General features: G+C 70.0%; 10 protein-coding genes and 2 pseudogenes. 4 read left to right on the top strand and 8 right to left on the bottom strand.

Features of this window, described 5'->3' with window-relative positions; translation table 11 throughout:
• Both ACFQ27_RS19555 and ACFQ27_RS19560 read right to left on the bottom strand, forming a co-directional pair.
• Nucleotides 1–504 (bottom strand): annotated as a pseudogene (locus ACFQ27_RS19555) (biotin/lipoyl-binding protein); the annotation flags it as partial.
• Nucleotides 501–1,142: a TetR/AcrR family transcriptional regulator gene (locus tag ACFQ27_RS19560; RefSeq protein ID WP_374348290.1), complete on the bottom strand. Its 642-nt coding sequence runs from the start codon at nucleotides 1,140–1,142 to the stop codon at nucleotides 501–503. The pseudogene ACFQ27_RS19555 and the gene ACFQ27_RS19560, both read right to left, overlap by 4 nt.
• Before the next feature lie 94 nt (nucleotides 1,143–1,236).
• On the opposite strand from ACFQ27_RS19560, the gene ACFQ27_RS19565 reads away from it, so the two are divergent.
• Nucleotides 1,237–2,985: a DUF4153 domain-containing protein gene (locus ACFQ27_RS19565; protein WP_377354756.1), complete on the top strand. Its 1,749-nt coding sequence runs from the start codon at nucleotides 1,237–1,239 to the stop codon at nucleotides 2,983–2,985.
• Here ACFQ27_RS19565 and ACFQ27_RS19570 read toward each other — a convergent pair.
• Entirely contained in the window at nucleotides 2,948–3,862 is a 915-nt protein-coding gene (locus tag ACFQ27_RS19570) for an aminoglycoside phosphotransferase family protein (protein ID WP_377354757.1), read from the bottom strand. The two genes, ACFQ27_RS19565 and ACFQ27_RS19570, sit on opposite strands and share 38 nt — an antisense overlap.
• 274 nt (nucleotides 3,863–4,136) lie before the next feature.
• Here ACFQ27_RS19570 and rpmB point away from each other — a divergent pair, with 274 nt between their 5' ends.
• On the top strand, nucleotides 4,137–4,433 hold the full coding sequence (rpmB, locus tag ACFQ27_RS19575; RefSeq protein WP_374348281.1) for a 50S ribosomal protein L28: 297 nt from the start codon (nucleotides 4,137–4,139) through the stop codon (nucleotides 4,431–4,433).
• Between the two features lie 116 nt (nucleotides 4,434–4,549).
• Here the strand turns inward: rpmB and ACFQ27_RS19580 are convergent, their stop codons facing one another.
• The 3 genes from ACFQ27_RS19580 to cobT are packed head-to-tail and all read right to left on the bottom strand — an operon-like array spanning nucleotide 4,550 to nucleotide 8,243.
• Entirely contained in the window at nucleotides 4,550–5,299 is a 750-nt protein-coding gene (locus ACFQ27_RS19580; RefSeq protein WP_374348278.1) for a dienelactone hydrolase family protein, read from the bottom strand.
• 29 nt (nucleotides 5,300–5,328) lie between these two features.
• Nucleotides 5,329–6,294 carry an esterase-like activity of phytase family protein gene (locus ACFQ27_RS19585; protein WP_377354758.1) on the bottom strand — a complete coding sequence of 322 codons (966 nt, stop codon included), beginning with the start codon at nucleotides 6,292–6,294 and terminating at the stop codon, nucleotides 5,329–5,331.
• Nucleotides 6,294–8,243 (bottom strand): cobaltochelatase subunit CobT, encoded by a 1,950-nt coding sequence (cobT, locus tag ACFQ27_RS19590; RefSeq protein ID WP_374348272.1) that lies wholly within the window; start codon nucleotides 8,241–8,243, stop codon nucleotides 6,294–6,296. Before cobT ends, ACFQ27_RS19585 begins: the two co-directional genes overlap by 1 nt.
• A 106-nt stretch (nucleotides 8,244–8,349) precedes the next feature.
• Between cobT and ACFQ27_RS19595 the strand changes: the two genes are divergently transcribed.
• Complete coding sequence (locus tag ACFQ27_RS19595) at nucleotides 8,350–8,529, top strand: DUF1328 domain-containing protein (protein WP_374348270.1); 180 nt, start codon at nucleotides 8,350–8,352, stop codon at nucleotides 8,527–8,529.
• 34 nt (nucleotides 8,530–8,563) lie between these two features.
• On the opposite strand, the gene ACFQ27_RS19600 is transcribed toward ACFQ27_RS19595, so the two are convergent.
• Nucleotides 8,564–9,724 (bottom strand): DUF3089 domain-containing protein, encoded by a 1,161-nt coding sequence (locus ACFQ27_RS19600; RefSeq protein ID WP_377354759.1) that lies wholly within the window; start codon nucleotides 9,722–9,724, stop codon nucleotides 8,564–8,566.
• Nucleotides 9,725–9,802: 78 nt separating this feature from the next.
• Nucleotides 9,803–11,917, bottom strand: a complete 2,115-nt coding sequence (locus ACFQ27_RS19605) for an ATP-binding protein (RefSeq protein ID WP_374348265.1) — start codon at nucleotides 11,915–11,917, stop codon at nucleotides 9,803–9,805.
• 242 nt (nucleotides 11,918–12,159) lie between these two features.
• Between ACFQ27_RS19605 and ACFQ27_RS19610 the strand changes: the two are divergent.
• Nucleotides 12,160–12,557, top strand: a pseudogene (locus ACFQ27_RS19610) (hypothetical protein); the annotation flags it as partial.

The raw sequence follows: 12,557 nt of genomic DNA on the forward strand, positions 1-12,557 counted from the left end.
AGCCTGGCGCTGGCGCTTCGCCGCGGCCACCTGGGCGGCGGCGGCGTCATAGGCTGCCTGGGCGTCGTCGAGCCGGGCGCGGGCGTAGACCCCCTGGGCGGCCAGGGGTCGGATGCGATTGAGGCTGGCCAGGGCGTCGCGGGCGCGGGCCTCGGCGGCGGCGACATTGGCGTCATAGACGGCCAGTTCCACCGGGCGCTGGCCCTTGCGGGCGTCCTGCGCCTGGGCTGCTGCGGCGGCGACCTGGGCCTCAGCCTGGCTGCGCTGGGCGTCCACCTGGGCGGGGTCGATGACGAACAGGTCCTGGCCCGCGGTCACCCTGTCGCCGCGTTGGACGGAGGCCTTCGCCAGGGCGCCGGAGACCGGGGCGGCCATGTAGAGCGCCTCGCCCTCCACATAGCCGGACAGCACCTTGGGCGGCGCGAGGCGCGGCGCCAGCACCAGGCCGGCGACCAGCAGGGCGGCGCAGGCCAGCAGCGCCAGGACGAGCAGGCGTTGTCTCATGAGGCGGCTCCGGGGTTGGTGAGCATGCCGGCCAGCACCGTCTCCACATGCTGGCGGGCGAGGGCCGGGACGTCGAAGGGCGGAGCGCCGCCGGGGGCGAAGGTCTCGTTCCAGATCAGGCCGATCAGCATGGCCGAGGCGAGCGACAGGGCGTAGGCGCGGGGGTCGCCGGGACGGATCTCGCCGCGGGCCTGAGCGGCGGCGATGGCCCCGGCCAGGGTCCCGACAATCGGCCCCACCAGCCGGTCGTGCCAGACCTTGGCCAGTTCGGGGAAGTTGCGAGCCTCGCCGATGACCATGCGGGCCATGGCGGCGATGGGCAGGCGCTCGGCCAGGGCGGGAAGCAGCGTCGCGACATTGCGGGCCAGCTCGGCGAAGGGGCGCGGCTGAGCGGCGACGGCCTGGATGAAGGCGAGATTGGGGGCCAGGCTCTGCTCCACCACGGCGCGGAACAGGTCCTCCTTGGTGGCGAAGTACAGGTAGAGCGCGCCCTTCGACACCCCGGCGCGGGCGGCGATGTCGTCCAGCCGGGCGGCGGCGAAGCCCTTGTGCGCAAAGACGTCCAGGGCGGCCTGGAGGATCTCGTCAGGGCGGTCGGCCTTACGGCGTCGGAATTTGGGTTCGCCAGCGGGAAGCATGCTGAATAAATAACTGACCAGTCAGTTATTAGCAAGGCGCTTGTCATCCGCCCCAAGGCGCCGCTTCACTGTCGCCGACGGGGAGGGGCCGCCGATGACCATGATCTTCAATGATCCCGAAGGCGCCGAGGCGACGCGGGAGGAGGGGCTGGTCCGCGTGGCGGTCGGCTTCAGCCAGGGGCTGGCCCTCTATGGCCTGACCATCTGGGACAAGCATGTCGGCCAGAACCTTGCGGTCGCGGCCCTCTACGAAGCCCTGTTCATGATCTGCCTGTTCCTGCCGGTCGCGGCCCTGGGCGGGATCAACCGTATCAAGATCCCCACCTTGCGGATCTGGCTGCCGGCCGCCGCGGCGGTCCTGGCCCTGCTTGGGGTCTACGACGCCCTGACCGAGGCGCGCCTGGCCCACGAGCACCTGCCCCAGCCGCTGTTGGTGATCATGACCGGGGTCGGCCTGTTCATCGCCCACGAGCTGGTGGCCGCCGCCGACGCTGAGCGGCGCTGGTTCGCCGCCTATGACCGCTATTTCGACGGCGCCTGGAAGGACGGGGTCCGGCTGGCCCTGTCGGTGCTGTTCGTGGGCGCCCTGTGGGCCTTGCTGGCCCTGGGCGCGGCCCTGTTCAACCTGATTGGCATCAAGCTGGTGGGGCAGGTGATCGGCAAGCCGTGGTTCGCCTTTCCGGCCACGGCGACCTTCTTCGCCATCTCCGTCCACCTGACCGATGTGCGCGCCGGCCTGGTGCGCGGCATCCGCACCGTGGCCCTGACCCTCTTGTCCTGGCTGTCGCCGGTGATGGCCCTGATCGGGGTCGGCTTCCTCGCCGCGCTGCCGTTCACGGGCCTTGCGCCCCTGTGGGCGACCAAGAGCGCGGCGGGCATCCTTCTGGGCGCGGCGGCGGCCCTGATCATCCTGACCAACGCCACCTATCAGGACGGGGAGGGGCGGGACCATCCGCCCCTGGCCCTGCGCTGGACGGCGCGGGTCACGGGCCTCTTGATCCTGCCCCTGGTGCTGATCGCCGCCTATGGGGTGGCTCTGCGCATCGGCCAGCACGGCCTGACGCCGGACCGGGTGGTGGGCGTGGCCTGCGTGCTGGTGGGGCTGTGCTATGGCGGGGGCTATGCCGTAGCGGCGGTTTGGCCCAAGGGCTGGATGGTTCCGGTCGAGCGCACCAACCTGATCGCCGCCCACCTGGTGCTGGCGGTGCTGCTGGCGATCTTCAGCCCCATCGCCGATCCGTCGCGCCTGTCGGTGAGCGACCAGATCCATCGGCTGGATACGGGCAAGGTGTCGCCCAAGGACTTCGACTATCGGTTCCTGAAGTTCGATTCCGGGCGCACCGGGACCAAGGCGCTGGCGGCCCTGGCCGCGCGCAAGGGCGACGCCCGCGCCCTGGACATCGCCGAGCGCGCCCGCATGGCCCAGAAGGACGACAACCGCTTCGGCCCCAAGGCCCTGCCCCAGGCGGAGCGGGCCGGGGTCATGCCGGTGATGGGCGGCGGAACCCTGCCGGAGGCCTTCCTCCGCCAGAGCTGGAAATCCGATGAGGATCCCTTCTCGGACTGCGGGCGGGATACGGGCGACTGCCGGGCGGCGATCCGCGACCTGGACGGGGACGGTCAGGCGGAGATCGCGGTCTTCGCCTATGGTGGCCCGCGCGGCCTCTATGGGCTGTCCAACGGCGCCTGGGTGAAGCTCGGTGACCTGGCGGGCCAGACCTGCGGCCTCGATGACGGCCTGAAGGCCGGCCAGGTGGTCCTCGCGCCGCCCGAGCGGGCGATGCAGGACCTCCTGATCGGCAAGGTCAGGCTGAGGCTGGCGCCGAAGGGGGCGTGTCCTTAAGCACCGCCTCGATGGTCCTCATCGCGTCGGCGGCCAGGGCTGGCAGGGTCTCGCGGTAGTAGGGCAGCTGGATCAGGGCCACGGATAGCGCCCAGGCCCGGCCACGGACCCAGCTGGCCTCGTCAGGGGCGAGCGCCGCGCGATAGGCGGCGCGGGCTTGCGCGTCGAACAGGTTCCAGGCCGGCAGCAGGTCGCAGGCCGGATCGCCCAGGCCCAGGCCGCCGAAATCGATCACCGCCGCCAGCCGGCCCTCGCGCAGCAGCAGGTTGCCGCGGCAGAGGTCGCCATGAACCCAGAGCGCCGGACCCGTCCAGACGGGCGCAGCTGAGTCGCGCGTCCAGGCCTCAAGCGCGGCATCGGTGTCGATCAGCCCCGCGCAGGCGGCGATGGCCTGCCGGGTGGCGGTGTCACGGGTGGCGAGCGGCAGGCCGCGGCCGAAGTTGTGGCCCCCCGCCGCGGGCCCGCCCGTGGACTCCTGGGCGCGCAGGGCGGCGACAAAGCCGCCAAGGTCCCGGGCCGTCGCCACGAGGTCGTCGCCCTCGGCAGGCGTGCGGCCCTCGATCCACCGACAGACGCTCCAGGCCCAGGGATAGGTGTCGCTCGGCCGCCCAGCGAAGATCGCCTCGGGAATCGGCAGGGGCAGGCCCTTGGCCAGACGCGGCAGCCACTGCTGTTCCTTTTGCGCCTGGGCGGCGGCGGAGGCGCGCAGGGGCAGGCGGACGGCCAGATCCTCGCCCAGCCGCCAAAGGGCGTGGTCCGTGCCGGCGGCGATCTCTCTCAAGGAAAGGCCCGCACCTTGCGGAAACTGCGCCGCCAGCAGGGCGCGCACCTGGGCCTCGTCCAGTGAAACCTGATCGTCGTGGATCCTGGAGGGCAAGGTCGGGACGCCAAAGATTAACGCCCGGAACAGGCGCAAAACGAATCATGACCGAATCAGTGACTCGCGCCGATTCGGGATTTGTTCCCTACAAGGTATTGTATCTGATCCGCCGTTAACCACAATTGCTGAGCCGTGCCGCAGGGTGTGCGGCGCGCTTTCCGTCCGGCGGGGACAGGCGCGCCTTGACGTCGGCCCAGGCCTTCGCCTATATCGCCGGCTCCGTTGCGGACCCCCGTCCGCTCACATCTTTTCTCGCGTAGGTCTGAAAGCCATGTCGCGTCGTTGCGAACTCACCGGTGTCGGTCCGATGATCGGCCACAATGTGAGCCACTCGAACATCAAGACCAAGCGTCGGTTCCTGCCGGCTCTTGCTCCGGTCACCCTGCAGTCCGACACCTTGGGTCAGACCTTCAAGCTGCGCGTCACCAACGCCGCGCTGCGCACCCTGGACTTCAAGGGCGGTCTCGACGCCTTCCTCGTGAAGGCCAAGGACGAGCAGCTCTCGGCCCGCGCCCTGAAGATCAAGCGCGCCCTGAAGGCCAAGCTGGCCGAGACCGCCGCGGCCTAAGGCCGAAGCGTTCTTCGCGAAATTCGAAAGGGCCGCTCTTCGGGGCGGCCCTTTTGCTTTTGGGGCGCACTCTTCTCCCTCGCCCCGCTTGCGGGGCGAAGGTTCGATTTGCGGCCTTACTTCAGCGCACTGTCCAGCAGGGCGATGAGCTCCTTCCAGTGCCGTTCGGCGCCTTCCGGATTGTGCACCGGCATGTCGGCGGGCACCCAGCCGTGGCGACAGCCGGGCCAGATGGAGACGTCGGCCTCGACGCCGGCCTGGATGAGGGCGGTCTTCAGCCGTTCATTCTGGGCCTCGTCATAGCTGCGGTCCTCCACCGCGCCGGCCACCAGGACCTTGGCCGTGATCCGGGGCGCCAGGAGGTGAGCACTGGTCGCCTCGTCGGTGGCCATGTTCCCGCCATGGAACGAGGCGGCCGCGCCGATGCGGTCGGGGAAGGTTCCGGCGGCCCGCAGGGCGATGGAGCCGCCCATGCAGTAACCGGTGATTCCCACCTTGCCGGGCTTCACCCGCTGGTCGGACCCCAGGTCGTCCAAGCAGGCCGCCACATCGATCATCTGCCGCTCAACGGAGGTCGACGCTCGCAGCCGGCCGAACAACTCCACCTGTTCCGGGTCGCCGGCCCTGGCCTTGGCGATGTCCAGCTTGGGATAGGGGCCCGCCCGCCAGAACAGGTCAGGCAGAAGGACGAAATAGCCGGCGTCGGCCAGGCGTTGGCCCATGTCGAACAGGGCCGGGCGGATCGCAGGAGCGTCCATGGCGATGATCGCGCCAGGCCAGGGCCCGGTCGAGCCGTCATCCGGGGTGAAGGCGAAGGCGCGGGCCGGCCCGTCGGGAGTCGGAATCGTGATGTCGGCGCGGCTCATGGGGGCCTCCTAAAAATGCAGGTCCGCCGTTATCGGGTCGGCGGCGTCCAGTCGAAGGCGAGCAGCAGGGTGCGTTGCTTGCCCGAGAAATTGTCGTCTGAAATCAGATAGAAGCGAGTGCGCCCATCCGGGCGGGCCTGGGCGGCGACGCCCTCGAAATTGTCCACGGTGAGAGGGCGCTGCAGGGCAAGCTCGCCCACCTGGGCGCCCTTGGCGTCGAAGATCAGCAAGCGGATCTGGTTGCCGGTGGCCGGCGTGTAGGCCCTGGTCAGATAGGCGATCCCGCCGGCGGGCACGGCGGTGGCGGCGACAAGGCCCGCGCCCGGGGGCACAGGGATCTGCCGGTCCTCGACACAGGCCGCCGACAGACGGCAGATCCAGGTCTGGCCGGTGTCCTCCGAGCCGGTCAGGTAGACGTCCGGCCCCAGGGCGGGGAGGGCGGCCAGGGCCTCCATCCCATTGTTGTGGCGGAAGGCGACCGAGGGCATGGGCGCGGGCCGGGGCGGGCCGCCCTTGGCCGGATAGACGAGGATGCGGTCGTGGTCCTCGAAGCTGACCAGCCGGTCGCCATTGGCCAGGATCGCGACGCCCTCGGCGTCGGCCCATTCCAGCTTCTGGTCGAAGGCCATGCCCTGGGCGTCGGCCAATGCGGACAGTCGCGCTTCGGCCAGGCCCGTCAGCCGGCCAGACGAATCGAGCACCAGCCGGGCGGTCACCACATCGGCCTGGTCGCCCTGAAGGACGACCGCGCTGTCGGGCGTGAAGGCGATATCGGACAGGCCGTGCAGCCGCGGCGTCTCCGCCGAGGTCAGCGCCACGCCGCCGGCATAGGCGAAGGCGCCCACGCCCTGCTGGTCCGGAGCCTCCGGGTTCAGGGGCAGGGCCGCGGCGGCGATGGTGATGTCGCGCGGCGGCGCCACAGGCTCGGCGCGCGCGCAGGCGCCGACGGCCAGGGCGGCGACCAGACCAAGGCCAAGTCGCGCGCCCCGCAGCATCAGGCCACCGCTCTCCGCACTTCCTTGAAGGTCGAACGCCGGGCGGGACCTTGCGGCCCCTGGGTGCTGGGCGGCGGGGGCAGGATGCTGGCCGACTTGCGGGTGACCTTGCGGATCTCCTCGTCGAACAGCTCGGCCAATTGGTCGACGATGGCGCCGGCCAACTGCTCCACGTCGACGATGGTCACGGCGCGGCGATAGTAGCGGGTCACATCGTGGCCGATGCCGATGGCGATCAGCTGCACGGGGCTCTTGCCCTCGATCTCGGCGATCACGTCGCGCAGGTGGCGTTCCAGATAGTGGCCGGAGTTCACCGACAGGGTCGAATCGTCCACCGGCGCGCCATCGGAGATCACCATCAGGATGCGGCGGGCCTCGGGCCGGCCCAGCATTCGCTGGTGCGCCCACATCAGGGCCTCGCCGTCGATGTTCTCCTTGAGCAGGCCCTCGCGCATCATCAGGCCGAGGTTGCGGCGGGCGCGCCGCCACGGGGCGTCAGCGGCCTTGTAGATGATGTGGCGCAGGTCGTTCAGGCGGCCCGGCTGGGCGGGCTTGCCGGCCTTCAGCCAGTCTTCGCGCGAAGACCCGCCCTTCCAGGCGCGGGTCGTGAAGCCGAGGATCTCGGTCTTCACGCCGCAGCGTTCCAGGGTGCGGGCCAGGATGTCGGCGCAGACCGCCGCCACCATGATCGGCCGACCGCGCATGGAGCCGGAATTGTCGATCAGGATGGTCACCACCGTGTCGCGGAACTCGGTGTCGTCCTCTTCCTTGAAGGCGAGGGAGGCGGTGGGGTCGGTGATCACCCGGGTCAGCCGGGCGGTGTCGAGGATGCCTTCCTCGAGGTCGAAGCTCCAGGTGCGGTTTTGCTGGGCCATCAGCTTGCGCTGCAGCTTGTTGGCCAGGCGCGAGACGACGCTGGAGAGGCTGGCCAGCTGCTGGTCCAGATAGGCGCGCAGGCGGGTCAGCTCCTCCGGATCGCACAGCTCCTCGGCGGCGACCACCTCGTCGTGGGCGGTGGAGAAGACCTTGTAGGTCGGGACCTTGGCGTCGCCCTTCATCTCCGGACGGGCGGGCTGTTCGCCCTCGCCCATCTCCGGCGGCTCGTCCGTGTCCTCGGCGTTGGGGTCATCCTCCGCCTGCATCATCTGGCTGTCGGCGTCCTCGCTTTCGCTGTGGGTCGCCTCGTTCTCGTCCATGGAGGACTGCTGCGGGGTCTGGCCTTCGCCTTCGCCCTCATCGCCCTCTTCCGAGGTCTCGGATTCGCCGTCCTCGCCTTCCTCTTCCTGCTGGTCCGGCTGGTCGGGGGCGTCGGACAGGTCGTCGCCCATGGACAGGTCGCGCAGGATGGTGCGGGCCAGCTTGGCGAAAGCCTTCTGGTCGTCGATCACCTCGGCCAGCTTGTCGAGGTCCGCGCCGGCGCGGGATTCGATATCCTTCTTGAACAGGTCGACCAGGGGCTGGGCGGCGGCGGGCGGGGCCACGCCGGTCAGGCGCTCACGCACCATCAGGCCCAGGACCTCGGCCACCGGCGGATTGGCCGCGGCCTCGACGGGATTGAAGGTGCGCTTGGCCCAGGCGGCCTCGTGCACCGCCTTCAGGTTCTCGCGCACCCCGCCCAGGGCGTTGGCGCCGATCGCCTCGATGCGGGTCTGCTCCAGGGCGTCATAGACCGGCGCGCCCTCGGCCGAGGCCGGGCGGCCCTTGGCGTGGGCGGCGGCGTCATGGTGCGAGATGCGCAGGGCCATCTGGTCAGCCAGGCCGCGGATGCGCGCGGCTTCAGCCGGGTTCAGGTCCCGGGGCGGGTGCGGCAGCACCGCGCGATTGCCCACGAGCTGCGGGCCCTCGCCGGAATAGACGATCTCCAGGTCGGGGCTCTCGGCCAGCGAGCGCGCGGCGTTGGCCAGGGCGCGCTTGAAGGGCTCGATGGGGCTTTCGGGGTTCTTCGACATGACAGCCTGTTCTAGCCCGCCGGACGGAGGGGAGGGAAGCCGGAACGCAGGCTCGAAAGCGGCGTTGTACGCGCCGGAACCTGATCCTCAACTCAAGGAGCGCGCCATGCTGAAATGGGCCCTCATCTTCGCCATCGTCGCCCTGATCGCCGGGGCGCTGGGCTTTTCCGGCATCGCGGGCGCCGCGGCCGGCGTCGCCAAGCTCTTGTTCTTCGTCTTCGTGATCGGCTTCGTGCTGTTCCTGGCGCTGGGCGCCTTCATCGGCCGCAAGGTCACTGGTGGTTGAGGTCCTCCCCCGCTGAGGGGGAGGACGCCACGGCTCAGTGCTTCAGCCAGGTCTTGGTCTCGGCGCCGACGACTGTGACCAGGTCGCCCATGACCAGGTTCATGTCGATCAGATGCAGGCCCCAGTCCTGGGCCACTTGGGTCCCGTAGACCACGTCGCCCTTGATGTCGTCGGTGCGCGGGTCCGCAGGGTCGGCGTTCACGTGGACCTCAAGATAGTTGAAGCCGTTCTTCGACACGCAGGCGCCGGTCAGCAGGCCAGGGACCGAGACGAAGGGCGTCTCGACCTTGGCGCCGCCCTTCACCCAGGCCGCGGCGTCCTGGCCGTTGGTCGTGGTCCCGAGATAGGCGTGCAGCGGCGCGGAGCCCCCGGCCAGCGCGGCCGGGTTGGTGCAGACCGCCTCCATGGCCGGGTTCAGGTCACGCGGGCGACCGAACCGGGTGTTGGCGGGCGGCGGGACAGTGTCACGGAAGCTCGCCCAGGCGATGACGCAGCCGACCTGACCCGCGCTCTTGCAGGTCGGGATCGACTTGAAGGTCCCGGTGTCCTTGCCCTTGTCCACCGGCAGCGACGTGCCGCCGAGGATGGCTGAGACCAGCAGCTTCTGGGCCGGCTTGCCGTCGATTTCCTTGGCGATCAGCTGGGTCAGGACGCCGGAGCCTTGCGAGTGGCCGATCAGGACCACGCCGCGGCTCTTGTTCTCGTGGGCCAGGTACCAGTTCCAGGCGTCGACCACGTCGAGATAGCCGGTGTTGGGGCGCGCGGCGCTGGCGGCCGGGCCGCCGGCCACGGCGGCGCGCAGGGCGGTCAGGGTGAACTGGCGATAGAGTGGGGCGAAGATGCGGCACTTGGCCCCCAGCCGGTTCAGCTGGCTGGTGACGACCGAAATCTCCTCAGGCCCCGCGACCATGTCCGAGATCACGCCCGGATCATTGGACACCGTCGGATAGACGTAGAAGCAGTCGACCGGCGCCTTGGGATCGCCCGTCCAGGCCTCACGGGTCATCTTGCCGTCGGCGGCGATGACCGTGGTGGTGTTGTCGGCGGCGCAGGCGTCGGCGCGGCCGGGCAGGCAGAGCCAGTTGGCCTTGTCGCCGTAGTCGTTCTTGGGCGGGTCAGCGGGAGCCTGGGCTTGGGCCTGGGCGGACAGCGAGATGAGCCCGGCGGCCACGGCCGCGAGCAGGGTCCTGGACATAATTCTTCCCCATCAAATTCTTGGTTCGGCAATGCCGACAGGATCGCCCGACCTTGGGGCCAGGTCCAGGGAAGATGATCAGGCCGCGCGCGCCGCGCCCTTGTCCTCAACCCCCTGCTGCTCGGCCTCGGCCAGGGCGACGTCAATGGCGGTGAGCAGCTTGGGCGCCTCGATGGGCTTTGAGACGAAGCCGCTCATGCCGGCCGCCAGGTACTCGCGCACCTGATGGCTCATGACATTGGCCGACAGGGCCAGGATCGGCGTCGGCGCGCGGTCCTGCGCCGCCTCGGCGGCTCGGATCGCGGCGGTGGCTTCCACGCCGTTCATCTCCGGCATCTGGATGTCCATCAGGATCAGGTCGAACGGTCCAAGCGAGAAGGCCTCGACCGCCTCGCGCCCGTCGCCGACCACGGTCAGGTCGACGCCGAAGGGTTCCAGCAGCGACTTCAGGATCAGCTGGTTGGTCGGATTGTCTTCCGCCGCCAGGATCCGGATCGCCCCCGTGCGCGGCGCGGACGCGGTGTCCGCCACGTCATCCACCACCTGGTCCGCTCGCTTCTCCAGGGGCAGCTGGAAGGCGAAGGTGGAGCCCTGGCCGGCCTCGCTGGCCGCCCACATGCGCCCCCCCATAAGCTCGGTCAGCTCCTTGCAGATGGCCAGGCCCAGACCGGTGCCGCCGAACCGGCGGGTCGTCGTGGCGTCCACCTGGCTGAACTTCTGGAACAGGTCGCCCAGCCGATCGGACGGGATGCCGATGCCGCTGTCGCGCACCGCAAAGCGCAGGCCGCCGGGGATAGGCTCGGCCGACACGGTCACATGGCCTTCAGCGGTGAACTTCACCGCATTGGAGACCAGGTTGGTCAGGATCTGGCGCAGGCGGGTGCTATCCCCCCACCACAGGCCAAGCGCCAGGGGATCAAGGTCCAGGTTGAGCTGGACGTCCTTCTGGGCCGCCAGGGCGGTGAAGGGCGCGCAGGCCGACTTCAGCGCCTCGCCCAGGTCGAACTCGTGATTGTCGATCTCCAGCCGGCCGGCCTCGATCTTGGAGATGTCGAGCACATCGTTGAGCACCGCCAGCAGGGTGTGGCCCGACCCGGTGATGACGTTCAGCCGGTCCCGCTGGCCCTCGCTCAGGTCTTCGCGGCTCATCACCTGGGCCATGCCCAGAATGCCGTTCAGCGGGGTGCGGATCTCGTGGCTCATATTGGCCAGGAACTGGGACTTGGCGACGCTGGCGGCGTTGGCCTGGTCGCGGGCCCGGACCAGTTCTTCCATGGTGCGGTCCAGGGCCGTGTCGCGGGCCGCCATCTCGCGCAGGATCGCGCTGATCCGGGCGGCCAGGGCCAGGGCCGAGACGATGAGGATCGACAACATCACCGCGAAGACCGGCATGCCGCGGGCCAGCATCTCGCGGCCCGGCTGCTTGGGCGTCCAGACCAGGTCGCCGACCACGAAGCCGTTCACGTCGGTCAGGGGATAGCGCGCGCCATGCGCGGTCGGATCGGCCGGAACCAGCCGGACGCGGGAGATATGCAGCTGGTCTTCCAGGCGCCGCAGCAGGTTCTGATCCAGGCGCCAGGCGGTCATGACGATCGGGGCGGGACCGGACCGCGTCCCGGGGGTCGCCACAGTGGCGAGCGCGGCCAGGTGAATGACGCCGGCGGAGCGAACCAGGCCGCTGCCGCTGACCGGCTCCCGGGCCCGATCGTGCGCCAGGGTGTGGGTGAGCTTGAGGTTGACGGCCTCGCGGGCCCGGAGGTCCGCCAGCAGGGGCGTGAGATCCTGGCGCAGGGCCTGAACCTCTCTGATTTCGGCCCGGCCCGCGCCGCGCCAAGCGTAGGTGGGCCGGTCCGTGGCGTCCAGGACCAGGAGCGCGGCGTCGCCGCCGGAGCGGGCGATGCGGGCGCCAAGGGCTTCGTCGGCCCAGGCGAGGTCAGGATCAGGCCGACCAAGGTGCGCATAGGCTTGCTCGTCCGAGGCCAGGGCGCTGGCGTCCTGCTGCAGCCAGCCTTGCAGGTCGTCCAGCCGGCGGGACATCAGGGCCCGTTCCTCGGCGACCTGGGCCTGGTCGGCGGAGGCCGCCATATAGGTCATCAGGCCGGCGCCGCCCGCCAGAACCACCGCCAGGATCACCACCGCCAGGGCGATGATCCGGCGCACTGCCGCCTGACCGTGAGGCAGACTTGAAGCCATGGGGGTCCCAAAACTCAAATGTTGAGAAGCATTTGCGGGCAGGGTTCGATAGCAAAGGGTAAAGGCGCCCCGCGACCGATCGTCAGATTCCTCGAAATGAGTATTTGGCGCGTGCGGGGCCAGGGCTTGCCGAACCAGCATGTGGCGTAAAGTCGCGCATAGCACGCTAAGCGCGAAAGGTTCTGTTTACGACGTCGGGCCTTGAGTGCCGTGGCCGTCGGGCGCCAGAACTGGGGACACACGTGATACCTGCCGGATGCCTGCGGATCTTCGGGGCGGGGGTTTCGGCGTCGCAGCAGCGGCTGTCGCAGATCATCGACACCTACCTGGCCCACAACTGGACGCCGCCCCGGCGGTTCGCCCAGATCACCGCCTGCGCCTTCCTGCTCACCGACCCCGCCGCGGCCCGTATCGATGTCGGCCCCCTGGCCGGGTCGGCCACCGCCCTGCAGCGGGAACTGGGGACGGCCGGTCCCTCCCTGCTGCTGTTCGAGGGCAGCCTCGCCGCGGTCGAGACCTTCGCCGGGCTCGACGAGGGCGCGGTCGCCGAGGGCCTGCGCGACCCCAGCCGCCTGCCGGGCGGGGGACGGTTGACCCAGATCGCCGACCTGACGCCGCCGCCGCCCGCGCCGCCCTGGAT

This window comes from Phenylobacterium conjunctum, from assembly GCF_042679085.1.
Taxonomy (GTDB): domain Bacteria; phylum Pseudomonadota; class Alphaproteobacteria; order Caulobacterales; family Caulobacteraceae; genus Phenylobacterium; species Phenylobacterium conjunctum.